This window comes from Rhodococcus sp. MEB032 (genome assembly GCF_030208925.1).
Taxonomy (GTDB): domain Bacteria; phylum Actinomycetota; class Actinomycetes; order Mycobacteriales; family Mycobacteriaceae; genus Rhodococcus_F; species Rhodococcus_F qingshengii.
In genome coordinates, this window is record NZ_JARVSY010000007.1 from 353,257 (window position 1) to 373,649 (window position 20,393).

The following is a 20,393-nucleotide window of genomic DNA, read 5'->3' on the forward strand; positions in this document are numbered from 1 at the left end:
TCGTCCGGTCATCCTATGATTTGCCGGTGACTGCTCAACTGGAGAGAACGGAAACCCGCTCGTTGGTACAAGGCCGTGTGCTCGTCTTCGCAGCGATTGCGATGTCTGCGCTCGTACTTCGACTTGCGGTGACCTCGTTCTCGCCCTTGGCGGCCGAGATTCGCGACGAGATCGGCTTCTCCGCCTCGATCGTCGGTGTCTTCGGCATGGTTCCGACCGCAATGTTCGCCATCTTCGGTCTCGTCACTCCCGCCATCGCGAAACGTATCGGGCTCGAGCGGACGGCCCTCGTCGCGATGCTCATGGCCGGCGTCGGAATGCTGTTGCGCGCCATGATGTCTCAGACATGGTCGTTGCTGGCCCTCTCGGCTCTGGCGCTGGCAGGCATGGGAATCGGCAATGTCGTGATCCCGCCGTTGGTCAAGCGGTACTTCTCGGATCGCCTCGCCACCATGAGTTCGGTCTACATCGTGGCCGTGCAGATCGGCACCATCGTTCCGGCGTTCGTCGCAGTCCCGGTTGCCGACGCCTTCGGGTGGCGGTTCTCGATCGGCTGGTGGTCCGCCTTCGGCTTCGCCGCAGCAGTGCCGTGGTTGATCACCCTCGCTCGCTCGCGCAAGGCTCGCGCGAACGAAGCCGGGTCCGTCGAGAATGCATCGGATTCGGTTGCGGCAGTGGCAGAACAGCCACGCGGTCAGGTCTGGCGTTCTCCCGTGGCCTGGGGGATGGCCGGCATGTTCGGCATGACCTCACTGATCACGTATTCGATGTTCACGTGGATTCCCTCGATCCTTCGTGACGCCGGAGCCAGTGATGCCTTCGGCGGAACGATGGTCGGAATGTTCTCGGTGATCGGGCTCGTCGCAGCTTTCGGTGCACCGACGCTGTGCGCCCGCATGGCCAATCCCTTCCCTGTCGTGATCGCGTGTGCCGTCTGCTACCTGGTCGGCATGGGCGGGTTGTACTTTGCCCCGATGGCGGCGCCGGTCGTGTGGGTTGTCGTCCTGGGCCTCGGTCCGAGCACGTTCCCGATGTCGCTCACGCTGATCAACCTGCGTACTCGTTCGCACATCGGTTCCTCGGCACTGTCCGGCTTCACCCAGGGCATCGGCTACTCCGTTGCCTGCCTCGGTCCGCTCCTGTTCGGCGTTTTCCACGACGTGTCCGGTGGATACGCTGCGCCGTTCGGCCTGCTCGTCGTCGCTGTGATCGTGGTGCTCCTGGGCGCCTACCAGGCATGCAAGCCTCGGATGCTCGAGGATTCCTGGCACGCACCTGCGAAAAACTAGCTCACACCCGGTCTTGTTACCGGGTGAGGATCAATTGACTTCGCGGTCATCGCACGCAGCACCGGCGCAATAACCGTTTTCTACCTTTGGGTCTCCAACATATTCAGGAGGCCCTGGTGAGTCATTACATCGAGCATTGGGATGCAGAGGACGTCGACGCCTGGGAATCCGGCGGCAAGGACATCGCGAAGCGGAACCTGATCTGGTCAGTGGTAGCCGAACACGTCGGCTTCTCGATCTGGTCGATCTGGTCCGTGATGGTGTTGTTCATGCCGACGGATATCTACGGCATCGACGCGGCCGGAAAGTTCTTCCTCGTCGCAGTGCCCACGCTTGTCGGGTCGGTCCTCCGCATTCCATACACGGTTGCCACCGCACGGTTCGGCGGTCGTAACTGGACCGTCATGAGTGCGCTGTTCCTCTTCGTACCAACACTTCTCACGCTCTACCTGATGATGAACCCGGGTGCGTCGTACACCACGTTCATGTTGGTAGCGGCCACTGCAGGTATCGGCGGCGGCAACTTCGCGTCGTCGATGACCAACATCAATGCCTTCTACCCGCAACGCCTCAAGGGGTGGGCGCTCGGTCTCAATGCCGGCGGCGGCAACATCGGTGTACCGATGATCCAGCTGATCGGTCTGCTGGTGATCGCCACCGTCGGTAACCGTGCTCCGTGGATCGTGTGCGCTGTCTATCTCGTGTTCATTGCGGCCGCTGCCGTCGGTGCCGCGCTGTTCATGGACAACCTGGGCAACCAGAAGTCGGACCTGCGCTCGATGGCCAAGGCACTCAAGTTCTCCGAGTCGTGGGTGATCAGCTTCCTGTACATCGGTACGTTCGGTTCCTTCATCGGATTCAGCTTCGCCTTCGGTCAGGTTCTGCAGATCAACTTCCTCGCCGGCGGTGCCACTCCGGCCGCGGCCGCGCTGCATGCAGCACAGATCGCCTTCATCGGCCCTCTCCTCGGTTCGATCGCTCGCCCCCTCGGCGGCAAACTGGCCGACCGGATCGGCGGCGGCAAGATCACCATGTGGACGTTTGTCGCCATGGCATTTGCGGCATCGATACTCGTGACGGCCGGAACGATGGACGACAACACCGCCGGCGTCGCCAGCGCCGGAATCATGGTGACATTCGTTCTCGGATTCATCGCTCTGTTCCTGCTCTCCGGCATCGGAAACGGATCCGTCTACAAGATGATCCCGGCGATCTTCGAGGCGAAGGCTCAGAGCTTCGACCACATGGATCGAAGCGAGAAGGCGACGTGGTCGCGCAGTATCTCCGGCGCTCTCATCGGATTTGCCGGTGCGGTAGGCGGTTTGGGCGGCGTCGGCATCAACCTGGTGCTGCGCGCGTCGTACAGCAGCCCCGCGAAGTCGGCGACCATGGCCTTCTGGGTGTTCCTGGCCTTCTACATCGCCTGCATCGCAGTCACCTGGTTCGTCTTCCTGCGCAAGCCGTCGACGCTGACCACAGACGTCGACGAGGCGAAGGTCGCAGTCACGGCGTGAGCGGTCCGCGGAATCTCAGAACTATCTCGTACCTCAGGAAGTAGGCGTCATGAGCAAGTCGGTTGTTGTCATCGGACACGGAATGGTCGGACACCGATTCGTCGAGGCACTGCGTTCGCGCGACGAAGCGAACAACTGGTCGGTGACCGTACTCTGCGACGAGCAGTACGCAGCGTACGACCGAGTCGGGCTGTCCTCGTACGTCGGAGCGTGGGACCCCAAGGAACTGGCACTGGCCGGCAACGATTACGTCGGCGACAGCCTGGTCGACCTCCGTGTGGGGGAGGGCGCGCTCGCGATCGACAAAGATGCACGCACGGTCACGACGACAACCGGCGAGACGATCTCCTACGACGCTCTGGTGATGGCGACCGGTTCGTATCCGTTCGTGCCTCCCGTACCGGGGCACGACGGCGACGGATGTTTTGTCTACCGCACCCTCGACGACCTCGACGGTATCCGGGCCGCCGCCGAGAAGGCTGGTCCTGGCGCTGTCGGCGTCGTGGTGGGCGGAGGTTTGCTTGGACTCGAGGCCGCAAATGCTCTCTCGCTCATGGGGATGACGGCACACGTCGTCGAGCACAATGCGCGATTGATGCCGATGCAGGTCGACGAGGGTGGCGGCGCACTGCTCGCTCGCCTCGTCACCGAACTCGGGCTCACTGTCCACACCGGAGTCGGGACGGCGGGAATTTCGCAGGCCGACAACGGAATTGTGGTCGAACTCTCCGACGGCTCCACTATCGACGCGTCGCTGCTCGTCTTCTCCGCCGGAGTACGTCCGCGTGATCAGCTGGCCCGCGACGCGGGCATCGCAGTGGGGGAGCGCGGTGGCATTCTGACCGACCTCGGCTGCGTGACTTCGGACGAGAACATCTATGCCGTCGGCGAATGTGCTGCGGTGGAAGGCCGTTGCTACGGTCTGGTCGCTCCCGGTTACACGACGGCGGAGATCGTGGCCGATCGTCTGCTCGGCGGCGCCGCGGATTTCCCGGGCGCGGACATGTCCACCAAGCTCAAGCTCATGGGCGTCGACGTCGCCAGTTTCGGTGACGCGATGGCGACCTCACCGGGCGCCCTCGAAGTCGTCCTCAGCGACGCGTCCAAGGGGACGTACGCAAAGCTCGTGGTCTCCGACGACGCGAAGATCCTGCTCGGCGGCATTCTTGTCGGTGACGCATCGGCCTACGCGTCGCTGCGCCCGCTGGTCGGTCGCGAACTACCCGGTGACCCGGCGACATTGATCTCGCCTGCGGGGGAGAAGCCGGGTGCAGGCTCGCTGCCCGACGACGCCGAGGTGTGCTCGTGCAACGCCGTGACGAAGGGAGCCATCTGCGGTGCAATCGCAGCCGGCGCATGCGACATCGCTTCGGTCAAGGCGTGCACCAGCGCCGGAACCACTTGTGGCGGTTGCCTTCCCACCGTGAAGCAGCTGCTGGCCGATTCCGGCGTTGTGATGTCGAAGGCACTGTGCGAACATTTCGCGCAGTCGCGGGCCGAGTTGTTCCAGATCGTCCAGTCGACGCAGACCAGAACCTTCTCGGCGCTGATCGCCAAGTACGGCAAGGGCGCCGGTTGCGACATCTGCAAGCCCGTAGTCGCTTCGATTCTGGCATCGACGGACTCCGATCACATCCTGCACCGCCAGCAGGCGTCGTTGCAGGACACCAACGATCACTTCCTCGCGAACATCCAGAAGAACGGTACGTACTCCGTGGTACCTCGGATGCCGGGCGGCGAGGTCACGGGTGAGCAACTCATCGTCATCGGAGAAGTGGCGCGAGACTTCGGCTTGTACACGAAGGTGACCGGCGGTCAGCGCATCGACTTGTTCGGTGCCCGCGTCGAACAGTTGCCCGCGATCTGGAAGCGCCTCGTCGACGCCGGGATGGAATCGGGTCAGGCGTACGGCAAGTCCCTCCGGACGGTCAAGAGTTGCGTCGGTTCGAGTTGGTGCCGCTACGGTGTCCAGGATTCGGTGGGTATGGCCGTCGACCTCGAGAATCGCTACCGCGGTCTGCGTTCGCCGCACAAGATCAAGTTCGGCGTCTCGGGTTGCGCCCGTGAATGTGCCGAAGCGCGCGGCAAGGACGTCGGCGTCATCGCGACGGAGAACGGTTGGAATCTGTATGTGGGCGGTAACGGCGGACAGTCGCCCAAACACGCTCAGCTGCTTGCCGGCGGCCTCGACGACGCGACCTTGGTCAAGTACATCGACCGCTACCTCATGTTCTACATCCGTACTGCCGATCGCCTCCAGCGCACGGCGCCGTGGGTCGAATCACTCGAAGGCGGACTCGATCACCTCAAGGCCGTGATTTGTGAAGACAGCCTGGGTATCGGCGAGGAACTCGAGGCACTGATGGCCAAGCACGTCGAGGGTTACCAGGACGAATGGGCCGGTGTGCTGGGTGATCCGGAGAAATTGTCGAGGTTCGTCTCGTTCGTCAACGCACCGGAAGAAGCCGACCCGACGGTTGTGTTCGACGAGACCGGAGTGCGCAAGGTTCCGGTCCTGATGGGCATGCCGAGCATCCCCACGCGCCGGTAATAGTCGCGTAACCCGTGGGAAACACGGGATCCGTAGAAACGTAGACAAGAACCCGCGCGACGTTGTCGCCGGATCGACAGGAGGACTTCGATGAGTGTCATCGATGCGCAGATCGCCAAGCTGGATTCGGATCGACTCGAATGGACGTCGGCCTGCCCGCTGAGCCATCTGATCCCTGGACGCGGAGTTGCCGTGCTTCTTCGCGGCGGCGAGCAGGTGGCGCTGTTCCTACTCGAGGACGGCACACTCCGGGCTGTCAGCAACTTCGATCCGTACGGCCGCGCCGCGGTGATGTCTCGCGGACTCGTCGGCGACCGGGACGGTGAGCCGATCGTGGTCTCGCCACTGCTCAAGCAGGCGTTCTCGCTGGTCGACGGCCGGGCGCTGGACGACTCGTCGGTTGCGCTGCCGGTGTACGGCGTTCGCGTGTGGGCTGGAGTCGTTCAGGTACACAGCCTGCAGATGCAGGGCGTTCGCTCGACTGTCGCCGATGCAGTCTCGTGAGTGACGACATGCCGTTGGCTGGATTCACGGTAGGTATCACTGCTTCGCGCCGCGCCGAGGAGTTCGCGACCTTGCTGACTCGTCGGGGAGCGGATGTCGTTCACGCTCCGGCGATTCGAATCATTCCGTTGGCCGACGACCGTGAGCTCGAAAGGGTGACACAGCAGATCATCTCGGATCCTCCCGAGGTGGTCGTCGCCACCACCGGGATCGGATTCCGGGGTTGGCTGGAAGCAGCCGACGGGTGGGGTGAGGCGGAAAATCTCGGATCCGCGTTGGGCTCGGCTCGTCTGCTCGCGCGCGGACCGAAGGCCAAGGGAGCAATCCGCGCGGCCGACCTTCGTGAGGAATGGTCACCGGCATCCGAGTCTTCCGCCGAGGTGCTCGAACATCTTCTGGCAGAAGGTGTCTCGGGAAAGCGGATCGCTGTACAACTGCATGGTGCGACCACCGAGTGGGAGCCGATTCCCGACTTCTGTCAGGTGTTGCGCGAAGCTGGCGCCGAGGTCATCGCGGTGCCCGTCTATCGATGGGAACCGCCGGAGGATCCGACGCTGCTCGACCGGATGATCGACGCCATCGCGTCAGCCGGAATCGACGCCGTCAGTTTCACCAGTGCACCGGCCGTAGCCTCGATGTTGATGCGAGCCGACAAGACCGGGGATCTCGGCGACATTCTCGACGCGATGCGGGGTCCGGTGGCGGCAATGTGCGTCGGCCCGGTCACCTCGGCGCCGCTCGAAGCCTTGAATGTACCGACCACAGCCCCGGCGCGGGCACGTCTGGGCGCGCTCGCGAGACACATCGTCGACGAACTCCCGCAGCGAGCCAACAAGATTCAAGCCGGCGAACACGAAATCAGCATTCGCGGCGGTTGCGTAGTCGTGGACGGTGAAGTGAAGCAATTGCCGCCGGCTGCGATGTCGTTGATCCGCACTCTCGGTGCCAGCCCCGGTCGAGTCGTCTCCCGCGACGAACTGCTGGCTTCTCTTCCCGGCGGCGGCGGCGACACCCATGCCGTCGAGACCGCCGTCGCCCGATTGCGCGCGTGCCTCGGCGCGCCCAAAGCCGTTCAGACGGTGGTCAAGCGGGGCTATCGACTTGCCCTCGACCCCGGCGACTACGTACAGAATCCAGGTGACTATGCAACGCGATGACGATGTCCTCGTCCTGGTAGCTCATGGCACGCGTAGTGCACGTGGCGTGGAAATGGTTGCCGCACTGGCCGACGCCGTCGGCACGCGCGTCGGACGCACGCGCGTTGCCTTTGTCGATGTGCTCGGTCCGTCACCTTCGGAAGTCCTCCGGGACACTCCGGGGCGAGCGATTCTCGTACCGGCCTTCTTGGCGTCCGGCTACCACGTTCACACCGATGTTCGACGCGAAGTGGCGATCAGTGAGCACTCGGCTGTGAGTGTGACGCCGGCACTCGGACCCGATCCGGCGCTTGCACGCGTGTTGCTTCGGCGCTTGACCGAAGCGGGGTGGAATCCGGGTGACGCGACAGTGCTTGCTGCCGCCGGGTCCTCCGATGCGCGGGCGCTGCGAGACGTCGAGCGTGCTGCGCTGATGCTTGCCGAAGCGGCGGGGACTCGTGTCGACATCGGGTACATCGCGACCGGGGAGCCGAAGGTAGCCGATGTTGTTGCAGCAGCACGCGTTCGCGGCGCGAAGCGAGTTTTTGTCGCCTCGTACCTCCTCGCGCACGGGCTGTTCCACGAAAGGTTGCACGCTGCAGGAGCCGATGGTGTGACCGAACCGCTCGGCGTCGATCCGGGAGTGGTGGACCTTGTCGTGAATCGGTATGAGAGTGCGCGAAGGGAACTAGTATCGCTGCATGACGTCTCACTCCGTAACGCCGACGTATGCCGACCTGGTCGCAGCAGTTCGTGAATCCGACGTCAAGGCACAGGCTCTCATCGGTGCACTGACCGAAGAGCAGGCGCGGGAGCCCTCCGGGCTCCCCGGGTGGAGTCGGGGACACGTCGTGACGCACATGTCGCGCAACGCCGACGCGCTGGGCAGATTTGTTGCCGGCGTGCAGGGCGGCGAATCGGGGGAGATGTATCCAGGGGGGCCGGATGCGCGCAATGCTGCAATCGAAGAGGGCGCAGATCGCCCGGCTGAATTGTTGGCCCTCGACTACCGCTTCTCGGGAACGAGGCTGGTCGACGCGTTGTGCGAGATCCCGACAGATCGACTGGACACACCGGTGCCGTGGCGCAAACCTGTGACGGCATTCGATCTACCGATCCTGCGCTGGAACGAGATCGAGATTCACCTGATGGACCTCGACATCGGTTACACCTGCCACGACTGGCCTGCCGAGTTCGTGGAATTCACTCTCGCCAGTCAGTTGGGCGCACTCGAGACGGCGGTCCCGGGTGTACGAGTGCCGTCACTGTCCGACGCGGAGACCTTGGCCTGGTTGGTCGGGAGGCCGACGAGGGTGGGGCTGCCTACCCTCCCTGCCTGGCCTTTCTGAGACACGACCTTTCTGAGGATTAGAACAGGGTGGGGGCGCTGACGTCGTTGCGTGCTTGGGCCAACCGCGCACTCCACCGTTTCACCAACCACATCTCGACGATCTCGGGTTGGGTGCCGGCGGCATAGGCCCAGCTGTCGAGAAGTTCGCAGTACCGGCGGTAGCGACGCGTCGTGAAGCCGGTGACGGAAGGATCCTCGAGCCAGCCCTCGTGGATGAGCGTCGAGACTCCGTACTGGTCGATCATCTGAGCGCGTCGGCCTTCGTCCTGTACGCCCACTGCCCACATGAAAGCGGCCATCAGCGATACCCCGACACCGGGGGTGAGTGGCCACCCGGACCAGGTGTCGCGCCGCACGACGGGCATCGACTTGTTTTTCGAGCAGTGATCGAGAATGGCTGTGATCTGGGTCAGCGGATCCTCGTCCTCGCGGTGATGGGGATTGAAGACGTTGGGGAACCGCCGTGTGAAACGTCGGCTCTCGTGCGAGCCCTGCCAGGCCGCGCAGAGAAACAGTAGTCCGAGGCCGTCGTGCTGGGCGACAACGAGATCGCTCGACGGGCGAAGGTCGTTGCGTTGAACGATGGCTCGACCTTCGGTGATCACTTTGCCGTCGAGATCACGCCCGCGAAGGCTGATGGTGTGGCCGGCGTCCTTCAGGTGTGCGTTCCACCAATCCAGGTCGACGGTGGCTTCGTCGTCGAGGACGTGCAGTGGAAAGGTGCGGGAGCGGCACCACTCGACCAATGCGTCCGGCGGTTCGAATCCTTCGTCGACACGATTCATGGCGCGATGATCCCACGAGTCGCCGACAGTAATTCGTGCGACGCGCAGTCCACCGGGATGGAACCGGACACTCGCGGTACGCTCCGCTCATGAAATTCGCGTCCTCGCAGGTGCGGTCGGCGCTGTGGACGGTAGCCATCGCTTTGGCGGCCACGAGTCTGAGCGGATGTATCGGTGCCGTCGATCGGATGGATTTCGACAATCAGATGCGCGAACGTGGCGGTGGGATGACGTCGGAGTTGGTGCGAGGCGGGTTCGACAGCCTCGCACATAGATACGGCGTCGACGCGGTATCGGTGACCAGCATCGACATCAGCCCGATCGAGACGCTCGGAGTCACCGTTCGAGACCCCGGGAAGCCGACCCAGCTCGACAGATTCTCTTTCGACGGAGTCATTCTCGGCGAGCCGAGCCCCGTGCAAGTCAGTGTCACCGACGATCTCGATGCACGATCGTTCACGCTGGATCAAGTGCCGGCATTGACGAACCTCGAGAAGTTGGTCGACGACGCGCTGGAGAACAGCGGTGTCGACGACGGCGAAGTCACCGGGATCTCGGTCAGTCGCACCGAGGCGATTCGCGCCTCCGTGATGGTGGAATCTCTACGCTCGCGGGCGCTGGTGGTCTTCGAGCCTGACGGAACTCCCTTCCTGGTGCACCCGCTGTGAGCCGCCGTATCGCTCCGTTGGTGATCTCCGTAGTGGTGATCGTGGTCGTGGGAATCTTTGCTGCACTACTGTCTTCGGTGATCTGGCCAGGACAGGTCGCTCATTTGGCGCCGATTTTCTGTGAAGCTCCCACATCGAGCGCGATGGTCGTCTCGGATACCTTTTCCGACGGCGACGGTACGTCCACCAATTTCACGCTGTATTGCGTCGGACCGCGCGGTCAGACCGTTGATGCCGGGTGGCTGCTGCCGTTCTTGGTGCTGTGGGGCGTGTATTCGCTGGTGCTTGCGATAGTGGTCGGCGTGGTCGGGGTCAACCGGCGTAGGCGCCCAAACGACTGACCCGATCAGCGTGGGAGGACAACCACTTCGGCGACGGCATCGTCTTCCGCGTGTGGCGGAACGAGTGCAAACGCGGAGCGCCCGATCAACCCCGCCAGGTGTGCGGTACGTACAGACGGTTCGGCGCGCCAGCGACCGTCGGCGGATTGTGTGACCGGCAGTAGGCGTACCGCATCGGAAGTCACCGCAGCGGCGTTCTCGATGATGCCGAGCAGTCGCGGTGGTGTGTCGCTTCCCGTCAAGGCGGCCACGACGGTGGGCAGCATCGTCAACAGGGTGGTCACTGCGGCGTACGGGTTGCCGGGGAGTCCGAGAACCACCCGACCACTGGGCAGGACAGCCGTTATCTGAGATCCGCCCGGGCGCGAGGCGACTCGCCCGACAATCGTGCGAGCGCCGAGTCGATCGAGCGCACTGCGCATTTCGTCGGCAGCGCCGCCGCCCGTGGCACCAATGACAACAAGCAGGTCCTGTTCAGTCGCATCCGCCAGTACACGCTCGAAACTGTCGGCCGTGTCCCTCAGGTGCGAATCCGCCACGCACCGTACGCCGTTGCTTTCCAGTAGGTAGGGGAGAATCCCACCGACGGAGTCGCGGGTCTGACCTTCACGCAGTGGACCGGTCCGCCGGATCTCGTCGCCGGTGACTGTCACGCGTGCCCGTACCGGACCACGGACGAGGGCGTCGAACACTTCACCGCTGGCAGCTGCGGAGACCACCGCCGGAGTCACCGCGGTACCAGTCGGGGCGATCGTGAATCCGGTGGTCCAATCTTCCCCTCGTGGTCGAGCGTCGTTGCGGTGCGGCGCATCCGGCAGTCTCCGTACCATCCGAGATGGCTCGTCGACGGACAGATACTCGTCACGAATCACCGAGGTGGCGCCGAGGGGCAGGTGTGCTCCCGTGGCAATGCGAATCGCTTCGCCTTCACCGAGTTCGAGTTGCCCGTCGGCGCCCGCGATACGGATCTCGGTGCGGATTCGCCAGGGACCCTCGCCGGAGACGGCGTACCCGTCCATCGCCGAGACATCGGATCGAGGAAGATCACCCAGGGCGACGAGAGGCTGCGCGAGCGTTGCTCCGAGACTGTCGGCGAGGGCGGCCCGGTGTGGTGACAATGCTGTCAGTGAGTTCCTGACGGCGGCGCGGGCTTGCTCGATCGTCAGGCGCGGATGGTTTCGCGCGCGGTCGATGTCCGCCGGTGTGTCGCAGTCAGTGGTACCAGTGACACGCAGCGTCGAGAACGGTTCGGTGACAATCGCTTTCATAGGTTGATTCTCCAACCCCGAACTCTCCCGCAATGTGGACAGGCGTTGCCGGAGCTCGCGAAATGTCCACGCGGAGAGCAGGAATTGGGTTCGGTTGTTCTCGTCCACGGCACACGTCACCGGACTGTCCGTCGACGTGGCAGCTATCAAAGCGTCGACTGATACGGCCTCGATGTGCGGCAGATCGGACGCCAGGACCACCACCACGGCGTCGTCGGGTAACCGGGTCGCAGACAATCCGGCCCAGATCGCCTCGACAGGGCCGGCTCCGGCCGGAGTTTCCTGAGTTTGAGTGATGCCAGGATCAAGTTCAGGGCGATGTGGACCGACCACGACGACGGCGTCCAGATGCGCCGTCGCTGAAAGCGCGATGTCGAGGAGCCTGCGGCCGTGAACGAGCAGGCCGGGTTTGTCGACACCACCCATTCGGGTCCCGCGACCACCCGCCAGAATGAGGGCGGCTGTCGGCGGCGTGACGGTCATACCTCCATGCTGCCCCATCGCCCGCGTCACGACGACCGGTGACACGTGAATCAGAAGTGATACCGAGCTTTCTTCAGGTCGATCCGACCGTCCTTGATCGGCACGCCTTCGAGTTCGAGCTTGGCGATCTGACGATGAGCCAGGTGCGCCGACGGTTTGCCGGAGGCGCCGAGAACCCGATGCCACGGCAGGTCGGCAGAGTCCGTTCGCATGATCCAACCGACCGTGCGAGCACTGGAAAGTCCTGCAGCATCAGCGATATCGCCGTACGTCGCCACGAAACCGGCCGGAATCGACGCGATGAGGCGCCGTACCTCTTCGATCTGCTCTTCGGTGGTGGCTGCCATGTCGGTTCCTTCAGAGCATGCTGCGAACGAGGGCGGCGACTTCGTCGGCCCGCACGTGCGGGACCATGTGGTCACAGTCGAATTCGACACCGGTCAGATTTTCACCGAGGTGCTCGGTGAGCGCTGCCCGGAACTCGTCGGTGACGTACGGCGGTTGGACCTTCATCGCCTGAACCAGCACGGTTGGCATCGACGACGGAGGCAGCACGATCGGGCGAGCGAGTTCGCCCCACCCGGTCACGATCGCGGGTGTGGACAGGCGCCAGTTGACGCGTCCGTTGCCCAGTTCGATCAGGTGTTCAGCCATCTCGACGTCGAGGTCCTGGGTGGGAACCTCACCCCACGAGCCGTGAATCTTCTCGGAGTAGGCCTCTGCCGCATCGGTGTAATCCGGTGAGCCGATTGTGAGTTCGGCCACTTCCTGCATGAAAGTCGGATCCAACCCGATCGCCGGGTCGAGCAGGACGAGCCCACGAATGCGTTCCGGTGCGGTGGCCGCGAGGTGCAGCGCCAGCATTCCGCCGAAAGAATGCGCGACGATCACCACCGGTCCGGTGGCATGTTCGTCGAGCGTCTCCAGCAGGCTCGCCACGTGGGATTCGATGTTCCACGGAGGAGCCCAGGTGGAACGCCCGTGACCGCGTAGATCCGGCGAGATCCAGCGCGCTTCGGGCAGTTGGTTCTCGGCCATCGACTGCCAACGTCGGCCGTGACCGGTCAGACCGTGCAGCGAAAGGATCTCCGGTGCCCCGACGGGTCCGTAGAGATACGTATGGAGTGCAGGCACGAGGTCAATCATGCCGGAAGCAGGCGATGTGTGAGTTGTCGGTGCGCTCTGGTGGAATGCCTGGGTGAGTGAGACGGCAACACGCAGCAAGGTCACCATCCCGCGGGCGCGGTTGGTGCACCGAACTGCGCCGTCTCCGATACCCCGAACATGGGACGAAGGGACGGCCCGGCTGTTCGCGCCGCCGTCCGAGGATCCTTTCCAACTCGCGTTCGGCCCTGTTTCATTCGGCTCGGGGGCCGCCTGGAGTCCCTGGCAGGTACTCGGCAGCCCCGGAACGGGCAAGACGTCCCTTCTCGTGGATCTGGCAGTGCAGAAGATCTCCGGTGGCGAAGATCCTGAATCGGTCCTGGTGCTCACCCAGTCGCGCCGGGCAGCGACGCAGGTCCGCGAGCAGATCACGGCCGGGTTGCTCGGGTACGAACAAGAACGCGGACCGCAGGCAACTCGTGAGCCGTTGGTCCGCACCGTTCACTCGTACGCCTTTGCCGTACTCCGGCTTCAAGCCGCAGCGCACGGCAACGCGCCGCCACGCCTGATCACCGGCGCCGAGCAGGACTCGGTGCTCCGAGAGATGTTGCGCGGCGACATAGAAGACGGTGCGCTCCGGTGGCCGGAGCGCCTGCGACCCGCATTGGGTTTGAACGGCTTTGCCGTCGAACTTCGAGATCTGATGCTGCGAGCGAACGAGCGCGGACTCGGTCCCGAAGATCTGGTCAAGCTCGGCAAGAAGCGTGGCCGTCCGGAGTGGGTGGCGGCCGGGCGGTTCGCCGAGGCCTACGAGCAAGGCGTGCTGCTACGCGGCAGTGTCGGTGTCGAGGCTCCGGAGGCGACGGCGCCGGCACTCGACGCGGCCGAGTTGATCGGTGCGGCATTGACCGCGTTCGCCACCGATCCCGAATTGCTTCGCTCCGAGCGCGCTCGGATCCGGCACCTACTCGTCGACGACGCACAACATCTGGATCCGCAGGCGGCGCAACTGGTTCGGCTGATCGGAACCGCAACTGCGGGCACGGTCATCGCCGGTGATCCCGATCAGTCGGTCTTCGGGTTCCGCGGTGCGGATTCGGCGTTCCTACTCGGACTCGCCGAGCGCGGAGACGAGCGCCAGATCGTCCTGCCCACCACGTTTCGCAACAACGCCGACGTCGCGTCGATCGCGGCGAAGATCGCTGCGCGGCTGCCCGGCAACCTCGCTCATCGCATCGCGGTTCCATCCGATCTCACCGATGAGGACCCGGGGCGGGCGTCGGTGCGGGTTCTCGGTACGACGGCCAAAGAAGCGGCAGTCGTCGCAGATACCTTGCGCCGGGCGCATCTGCTGGACGGGATTGCTTGGTCCGACATGGCCGTCATCGTTCGGTCGGTCCCGCGCACTCTCGCCCCTCTCCGGCGAGCCCTGCTCGCGGCCGGGGTACCCGTCACGACCGCTGCCACCGAATTGCCGCTGGCCAGGCAACACGGAGTGTCCGGCCTGCTGCTGGTCCTTCGGGCGCTCGGCGGCGATCAGTTCACCGGCGACGACGCGCTTGCCCTGATGGCCGGTCCCATCGGCGGCGCCGAGCCGGTCACCCTGCGCCGGTTGCGTCGTGGCCTGCGCCGGGTCGAGTTGGCATCGGGAAGTGATCGGGACTCCTCGGAGTTGTTGCGGCTCATTCTGATCGACGAGAATCGTGCGCAGTCCAAGCGCCTCATGGGCAAGTTGACAGACGTCGAAGCTGCGGCACTCAATCGCGTGCTGTCGGTCCTTCGCAAGGCCCGAGTGCCTCTCGAGCGAGGTCTCGGGGTCGAAGAAGTTCTGTGGGCAGCATGGCAGGCGACGGGGCTGGAACGACGCTGGGCGGCTGCGTCGGCGCGCGGCGGACCTATCGGCTCACAGGCCGATCGAGACCTCGACGCAGTCGTCGCACTTTTCGACGCGGCCGCCAACTACGTCGACCGGTTGCCGCGTTCGCAACTCGCCGGTTTCGTCGACTACTTGACCAGCCAGGAGATACCGACCGACTTGCGGAGCCGATCGGTCATCACTCCCGACGCCGTCACCGTGGTCAGCGCTCACGCCGCGGCGGGTCGCGAATGGGCGGTCGTGGCGGTGGCGGGTGTGCAGGAGGGGCTCTGGCCGAGTTTGCGGGCACGCGGATCGCTACTGCGTACCGAAGCGCTGATCGACCTGGTCAACGGAGTCTCCGACGGCAGTGACTCGGCTGCCGAACGACTCTCGCGAACCGCACCGCTTCTGGCCGAAGAACGCAGGTTGTTCCTGGTTGCCTGTAGCCGTGCTCGTCGCCGTCTGCTGATCACCGCAGTCGAATCGGCTTCGGGGGACACCGACTTGGTGCCTTCGCGGTTCGTGGACGAATTGATCCGTGGTGACGCGTACTCGGACGATCCGTCCTCCGATCTCGACGTCGTTGCACCCGAGACCGGGGATACCCGGGTTCTGTCGCTGCCTGCACTGGTCGCACAGCTTCGCAGCGTCGTGTGTGATCCCGACATCGCGCATTTCGACCCCGAGAAGCATTCCCGGGCCGCTCGCCAGTTGGCACGTCTGGCTGCTGCCGGGGTACGCGGCGCGCACCCGGATCAGTGGTACGGCACAGCCGAGCCGAGTACCGCTGCTCCCATGTGGCAGCCCGAGGACGGACCGGTTTCACTATCGCCGTCCACCATCGAGCTTCTCGAAACATGCCCTCTTCGATGGGTGTTCGAGCGTCATGGCGGCAGCGACGGAGACAACACTCATGCGATCGCCGGTACGCTGGTCCATACCTTGGTGCAGGCATTGGCCGGCCGGATTCCACCGGATCAAGTCGAGAAGGCACTCGAAAATGCCTGGGAATCCATCGATCTGGGATCGCAGTGGTACTCGCGCCGCGAACTCAATCGAACTCGGGAGATGCTGGCGACGTTCACCGCCTGGATGAACGCAACTCGCGGCGAACTGACTGAAGTCGGCGTCGAGGTCGCGGTCGAGGGGGTCCTCGAACCACGTGAGGAGGGAGCGCCTGCGGTCAAGCTTCGTGGCCGGATCGACCGGCTCGAGCGCGACACCGAAGGCCGTCCGGTGGTTGTCGACGTCAAGACTGCGCGAAACCCTGTCAGCAACGAGGCCGCGCAATCTCACGCGCAGTTGGCGGCGTACCAGGTCGCAGCGGCCGAAGGTGCGATTGCCGGCGAACCGGCCACACAACCCGGCGGTGCACGCCTGGTATTCGTGGCCAAGTCCAACAAGAAAGACGGTGCGGCGCAGCGAGTTCAGCCGCCGCTGACGGCCGAAGCCGTCGAGATGTGGCGAGACGTCATCCACAACGCAGCGGCAGCGACCCAAGGGCCGCAGTATCTGGCCAGGGTCAACGACGGATGTAGACATTGCCCGGTGCGCTCGAGTTGCCCGGCACACGACGAGGGACGACAGGTGAGTAACTAAGTGGCTGCCGCGACGCAGAAGGCACGCCGACCGAAGATCGATCCTGTCGACCTGGCGGTCGCGCTCGGTCAACACCCGCCGACGCCGGAACAGGCGGCAGTCATCGCCGCACCGCTCGGTCCGACATTGGTCGTCGCCGGTGCCGGTGCCGGTAAGACCGAGACGATGGCTGCTCGCGTCGTGTGGCTGGTGGCCAACGGCTTCGTCGATCCCGAGGCCGTTCTCGGATTGACCTTCACGCGCAAAGCGGCACAACAGCTCACGTCGCGAATCCGCAAGCGCTTGGCGCGACTGGCGGGTTCGGACGTTTTGCGGGCACTCGACCCGACCGGCGGAGTGCGTTCCCGGATTCTGGCCGGGGAACCCGAAGTCAGTACCTACCATGCTTACGCGGGACGGTTGCTGTCCGAGCACGGACTGCTGTTGCCGATCGAACCCTCGGCGACGCTGTTGTCCGAGACCGAACTGTGGCAGGTTGCGCACCGCGTCGTGAGCGGCTGGGACAGTGATCTGGACACCGACAAGAATCCGGGGTCCATCACCGAAACCGTTCTGGCCCTTGCCGGTCAGTTGGCGGAGCACCTGGTCGACCCCGAGCAGTTGCTCGAGGCTCACACCGAGTTGGACAAGCTGATTCACACTCTGCCCGCCGGTCCGAAACAGCGGGGTGGGCCGAGCAAAGAGCTGTTGAATTACCTTGATGTGCAACACAAACGCATCGAGCTACTGCCCCTCGTTGCCCGGCTGGGTGAGACGCTGCGGCGTGAAGGCGCATTGGATTTCGGCAGCCAGATGTCGCTGTCGGCCCGTGTCGCCTCCGAACATCCCGAGGTCGGGCAAACCGAGCGTGAGCGCTTTCGGGTAGTTCTTCTCGACGAGTACCAGGACACCGGTCACGCTCAGCGAGTGTTGTTGTCCTCGTTGTTCGGCGGGGGAGCCGACGGCCGGTTGGCGCTGACAGCCGTCGGCGATCCGATGCAGTCGATCTACGGTTGGCGAGGCGCGTCGGCGGCCAACCTGCCACGGTTTGCAACCGACTTCCCGCTTGCCAACGGAAAGCCGGCTCCGACGCTCGAACTGCTCACCAGTTGGCGTAACCCGCCGGAGGCTCTCGAACTGGCAAACCTGTCGTCGGCACCGTTGCGCCGACGCGGTGTGGCCGTCAGCACACTTCGTGCGCGGCCGGGAGCCGTCGCCGGAGACGTTCGACTGGCGCTGCTCGGAGACGTCGAACAGGAACGTCAGTGGGTTGCGGAGAAGATCGCCGAAGAATACGAGGCGGCACGTGCCGAAGACCGCCCGACGCCCACGGCAGCGGTGTTGATCCGCCGCAACGCCGATGCTGCCCCGCTGGCCGAGGCTTTGCGGTCCAAAGGTCTGCCAGTCGAAGTGGTCGGACTCGGTGGGCTCCTGCACACACCCGAGGTGGCGGACGTGATCGCCATGCTCCGAGTGGTCGCCGATCCGCTGGCGGGCAGCGCCGCCGTTCGGCTGCTCACCGGAGCGAGATGGCAGATCGGCGCGAAGGACCTCGCCGCACTCTCGCAACGCTCCCGCGAACTTGCCATCTCCGCCGGATACGGAACAGCGGGTGCGGTCACCGACGCCGAGGCGCTCACCTCGGCAGTTCAGGACGCGCTGCCGGGGGAGAACGCCGAGCAAGCAGGATTGGTCGATTCGATCTCCGATCCAGGACCGGCAGAACGTTATTCAGCTCTCGGGTACACACGCATCAACGCGATAGCGGCAGAGTTGGCGTCGTTGCGCGAACGTATCGGCCAGCCGCTCACCGAACTGGTGGCGGAGGTCGAGCGGGTGCTCGGTATCGGAATCGAGGCAGGCGCGCGAACCCGAGTCGGTGTCGTCGGGACCGCGGGCCGCGAGCATCTCGACGCATTTGCCGACGTCGTCGCCAATTACGCGACGCGTCCAACAGCCAATCTGCCCGGGATGCTCGCATTCTTCGCGGCCGCCGAACAGATCGAAAAGGGCCTCACTCCGGGCGAAGTGGAGGTGGCGCCGGATCGCGTGCAGATCTTGACCGTGCACTCGGCGAAGGGGCTCGAATGGGAAGTAGTGGCGATCCCGCATGTCAGCGACGGGGTGTTCCCCTCGTCCACCGCGTCCGGATCGTGGCTCGGGGCGCTCGCCGAACTGCCACCGTCGTTGCGTGGTGACCGGGCGGTCGACGCGGATTCGGCCGACGGAGTTCCGGTGCTCGACCTCGAGGAGCTCTACAACCGCAAGGACCTCGAGAACGCGATCACGGCGCACAAGAAGGCCTTGTCCAACCGCCGACTGGACGAGGACCGGCGACTGTTCTACGTCGCGCTGACCAGAACCGAACGGGCGCTGTTCATCTCAGCGCATCACTGGGCGGAATCCGGTTCGGAACCGAAGGGGCCTTCGGAGTTCCTGGACGAGCTGCATCAGATGGTCACGGCCGAAAACGATGCCGGTGAAGAAGACTCACGCGGTGCGATCGGCGTCGTGGAGGAATGGGCGCCTGCACCGGAACCCGACACCGAGAACCCGTTGGCCTCCACACCCCGTACGGCGCAGTGGCCGCCGGATCCGCTGGGTGCGCGGCGCGGCGCGGTCGAGGCCGGAGCCGCAAGCGTCCTGTCCGCACTTGCATCGCTGCCGCAAGACAGCCAAGAGGCGGAAGAACCGGAGGACGATCCGGAGAACTGGGCCTCGGACGTCGACGTGCTCTTGGCCGAGCGCGAAGCCCGGGCAAACGCGCGTGCCGAAGTGATTCTCCCGGCGCAGCTTTCGGTGACTCAGCTCGTCGACCTCAAGGCAGATCCGGATGAACTCGCGGCACGGCTGCGTAGACCACTGCCGTACCCACCGAACCCGCTCGCTCGGCGCGGCACGGCTTTTCACGCCTGGATCGAGCGAAGGTTCGGTGCGACCCGACTGTTGGATCTCGACGAACTACCCGGCGCCGCGGATACCGGCGCGGGTCCCGAGACCGATCTGGTGAAACTTCAGGATGCGTTCCTGCGGTCCCCGTGGGCCAATCGCAGCCCGATCGAAGTGGAAGTTCCTTTCGAAACATCCATTGCCGGAACGGTTTTACGGGGTCGCATCGACGCTGTGTTCGCCGATCCCGACGGCGGATGGACGGTGATCGACTGGAAGACCGGTGCCGAACCGTCGGCCGCCAACGAGGACGCTGTTGTGATGCAGTTGGCCGCGTATCGGGTGGCCTGGGCCGAATTGATGTCAGCCAGAGCCCGTTCGGCGGGGCGCAACGAACAGTTTCCGGCCGACAAGGTCCGGGCGGCGTTTCACTACGTTCGATCGGGTCGCACCATCGCACCCGAGAACCTGCCGGACGGTGAGGCTCTCGCTCGCCTCATCCGAACGGCAGGCGCGCAAGATTAGCTTGCGTTTCGACGAGCCTTGAGTGCTTCGGTCACCAGCGGAACCTGCAGGGGAAGACGTGCGATCGAACCGATCTTCTGCGGTGTGGACGTCTTCGGGCTTCGGCACCAGTCGATCGCCATCTGGATGTTGGCGGGGAACACGGCAACAAAGAGCGCGGCGGCAAGACCCGCGCCGAGCTTGCGGGTCTTCGGCACGGCCAAGGCAGCGCCGATCGCCAGTTCCGCGACGCCGGACACCTGGGTGTAGGTGCGGGCCTGTCCGGGAAGTTGGCGGGGAACGGTGCTGTCGAAGAAGGAAGGCGCCACGAAATGCATGGTGCCGGCGCCGAGAAGGAGGGCCGACAAACGAAGAGCGGCCGCTTGGCTGGGAGTGGACGTCGAACCGGTGAAAGGCATTTGCCCAGCCTGCCTCACGGTGGACCTTCTTGCCACTACCGGCGCCACGACCCGCGCGCTATTCGGCGCCCGAGTTCCGAAGTCGATCTTCGAGGGTTACGCTGCCTGCCGATGTCCGTGTAGGTATTTCGTAAGTTCGAGTGAGAGAGTC

Annotated in this window: 16 protein-coding genes; 11 read left to right on the top strand and 5 right to left on the bottom strand. The window is 64.5% G+C overall.

Going from position 1 to position 20,393, the window contains the following annotated elements; genetic code table 11:
• Nucleotides 1–26 precede the first annotated feature (26 nt).
• The 7 genes from QRN54_RS08530 to QRN54_RS08560 all read left to right on the top strand — a co-directional run bounded on the left by QRN54_RS08530 (nucleotide 27) and on the right by QRN54_RS08560 (nucleotide 8,343).
• Entirely contained in the window at nucleotides 27–1,289 is a 1,263-nt protein-coding gene (locus QRN54_RS08530) for an MFS transporter (RefSeq protein WP_063316627.1), read from the top strand.
• 113 nt (nucleotides 1,290–1,402) lie between these two features.
• Nucleotides 1,403–2,803 (top strand): MFS transporter, encoded by a 1,401-nt coding sequence (locus tag QRN54_RS08535; protein ID WP_085989607.1) that lies wholly within the window; start codon nucleotides 1,403–1,405, stop codon nucleotides 2,801–2,803.
• Nucleotides 2,804–2,852: 49 nt separating this feature from the next.
• Nucleotides 2,853–5,354 (top strand): nitrite reductase large subunit NirB, encoded by a 2,502-nt coding sequence (gene nirB / locus QRN54_RS08540; protein WP_081557672.1) that lies wholly within the window; start codon nucleotides 2,853–2,855, stop codon nucleotides 5,352–5,354.
• A gap of 90 nt (nucleotides 5,355–5,444) precedes the next feature.
• On the top strand, nucleotides 5,445–5,858 hold the full coding sequence (nirD, locus tag QRN54_RS08545; RefSeq protein ID WP_003942316.1) for a nitrite reductase small subunit NirD: 414 nt from the start codon (nucleotides 5,445–5,447) through the stop codon (nucleotides 5,856–5,858).
• Nucleotides 5,855–7,015, top strand: a complete 1,161-nt coding sequence (locus QRN54_RS08550) for a uroporphyrinogen-III synthase (RefSeq protein ID WP_003942336.1) — start codon at nucleotides 5,855–5,857, stop codon at nucleotides 7,013–7,015. The genes nirD and QRN54_RS08550 overlap by 4 nt, the downstream gene beginning before the upstream one ends.
• The gene (locus QRN54_RS08555) at nucleotides 7,002–7,751 is read left to right on the top strand and encodes a sirohydrochlorin chelatase (protein WP_037130090.1); all 750 of its coding nucleotides are present in this window, start codon (nucleotides 7,002–7,004) and stop codon (nucleotides 7,749–7,751) included. Before QRN54_RS08550 ends, QRN54_RS08555 begins: the two co-directional genes overlap by 14 nt.
• Nucleotides 7,696–8,343 (top strand): maleylpyruvate isomerase family mycothiol-dependent enzyme, encoded by a 648-nt coding sequence (locus QRN54_RS08560; protein ID WP_007731241.1) that lies wholly within the window; start codon nucleotides 7,696–7,698, stop codon nucleotides 8,341–8,343. Before QRN54_RS08555 ends, QRN54_RS08560 begins: the two co-directional genes overlap by 56 nt.
• A gap of 19 nt (nucleotides 8,344–8,362) precedes the next feature.
• Here the strand turns inward: QRN54_RS08560 and QRN54_RS08565 are convergent, their stop codons facing one another.
• Nucleotides 8,363–9,130, bottom strand: coding sequence for an 8-oxoguanine DNA glycosylase OGG fold protein (locus QRN54_RS08565; protein WP_003942311.1), 768 nt, complete (start codon nucleotides 9,128–9,130; stop codon nucleotides 8,363–8,365).
• A gap of 89 nt (nucleotides 9,131–9,219) precedes the next feature.
• Here QRN54_RS08565 and QRN54_RS08570 point away from each other — a divergent pair, with 89 nt between their 5' ends.
• A complete protein-coding gene (locus QRN54_RS08570) occupies nucleotides 9,220–9,798 on the top strand; it encodes a hypothetical protein (protein ID WP_064688953.1) in 579 nt (192 codons plus the stop codon).
• The gene (locus QRN54_RS08575) at nucleotides 9,795–10,139 is read left to right on the top strand and encodes a hypothetical protein (RefSeq protein WP_047271673.1); all 345 of its coding nucleotides are present in this window, start codon (nucleotides 9,795–9,797) and stop codon (nucleotides 10,137–10,139) included. The genes QRN54_RS08570 and QRN54_RS08575 overlap by 4 nt, the downstream gene beginning before the upstream one ends.
• Before the next feature lie 5 nt (nucleotides 10,140–10,144).
• On the opposite strand, the gene QRN54_RS08580 is transcribed toward QRN54_RS08575, so the two are convergent.
• The 3 genes from QRN54_RS08580 to QRN54_RS08590 are packed head-to-tail and all read right to left on the bottom strand — an operon-like array spanning nucleotide 10,145 to nucleotide 13,036.
• Nucleotides 10,145–11,890 carry an NTP transferase domain-containing protein gene (locus tag QRN54_RS08580; RefSeq protein ID WP_007731244.1) on the bottom strand — a complete coding sequence of 582 codons (1,746 nt, stop codon included), beginning with the start codon at nucleotides 11,888–11,890 and terminating at the stop codon, nucleotides 10,145–10,147.
• A 50-nt stretch (nucleotides 11,891–11,940) separates the two neighbouring features.
• Nucleotides 11,941–12,237 (bottom strand): MGMT family protein, encoded by a 297-nt coding sequence (locus QRN54_RS08585; RefSeq protein ID WP_003942322.1) that lies wholly within the window; start codon nucleotides 12,235–12,237, stop codon nucleotides 11,941–11,943.
• 10 nt (nucleotides 12,238–12,247) lie between these two features.
• On the bottom strand, nucleotides 12,248–13,036 hold the full coding sequence (locus QRN54_RS08590; RefSeq protein WP_064688954.1) for an alpha/beta hydrolase: 789 nt from the start codon (nucleotides 13,034–13,036) through the stop codon (nucleotides 12,248–12,250).
• Nucleotides 13,037–13,088: 52 nt separating this feature from the next.
• Between QRN54_RS08590 and QRN54_RS08595 the strand changes: the two genes are divergently transcribed.
• Both QRN54_RS08595 and QRN54_RS08600 read left to right on the top strand, forming a co-directional pair.
• Nucleotides 13,089–16,451 (top strand): ATP-dependent helicase, encoded by a 3,363-nt coding sequence (locus QRN54_RS08595; protein ID WP_285181856.1) that lies wholly within the window; start codon nucleotides 13,089–13,091, stop codon nucleotides 16,449–16,451.
• Complete coding sequence (locus QRN54_RS08600; RefSeq protein ID WP_064688956.1) at nucleotides 16,452–19,844, top strand: ATP-dependent helicase; 3,393 nt, start codon at nucleotides 16,452–16,454, stop codon at nucleotides 19,842–19,844.
• Here the strand turns inward: QRN54_RS08600 and QRN54_RS08605 are convergent.
• Nucleotides 19,841–20,242: a DoxX family protein gene (locus tag QRN54_RS08605; protein ID WP_003942341.1), complete on the bottom strand. Its 402-nt coding sequence runs from the start codon at nucleotides 20,240–20,242 to the stop codon at nucleotides 19,841–19,843. The genes QRN54_RS08600 and QRN54_RS08605 overlap by 4 nt on opposite strands.
• Nucleotides 20,243–20,393: the final 151 nt, after the last annotated feature.

Coding starts and splice junctions, on each gene's coding strand:
- nirB (WP_081557672.1), top strand. CDS start 2,853: ATGAGCAAGTCGGTTGTTGTCATCGGACACGGAATGGTCGGACACCGA.
- nirD (WP_003942316.1), top strand. CDS start 5,445: ATGAGTGTCATCGATGCGCAGATCGCCAAGCTGGATTCGGATCGACTC.
- QRN54_RS08555 (WP_037130090.1), top strand. CDS start 7,002: ATGCAACGCGATGACGATGTCCTCGTCCTGGTAGCTCATGGCACGCGT.
- QRN54_RS08560 (WP_007731241.1), top strand. CDS start 7,696: ATGACGTCTCACTCCGTAACGCCGACGTATGCCGACCTGGTCGCAGCA.
- QRN54_RS08565 (WP_003942311.1), bottom strand. CDS start 9,130: ATGAATCGTGTCGACGAAGGATTCGAACCGCCGGACGCATTGGTCGAG.
- QRN54_RS08570 (WP_064688953.1), top strand. CDS start 9,220: ATGAAATTCGCGTCCTCGCAGGTGCGGTCGGCGCTGTGGACGGTAGCC.
- QRN54_RS08580 (WP_007731244.1), bottom strand. CDS start 11,890: ATGACCGTCACGCCGCCGACAGCCGCCCTCATTCTGGCGGGTGGTCGC.
- QRN54_RS08585 (WP_003942322.1), bottom strand. CDS start 12,237: ATGGCAGCCACCACCGAAGAGCAGATCGAAGAGGTACGGCGCCTCATC.
- QRN54_RS08590 (WP_064688954.1), bottom strand. CDS start 13,036: ATGATTGACCTCGTGCCTGCACTCCATACGTATCTCTACGGACCCGTC.
- QRN54_RS08605 (WP_003942341.1), bottom strand. CDS start 20,242: ATGCCTTTCACCGGTTCGACGTCCACTCCCAGCCAAGCGGCCGCTCTT.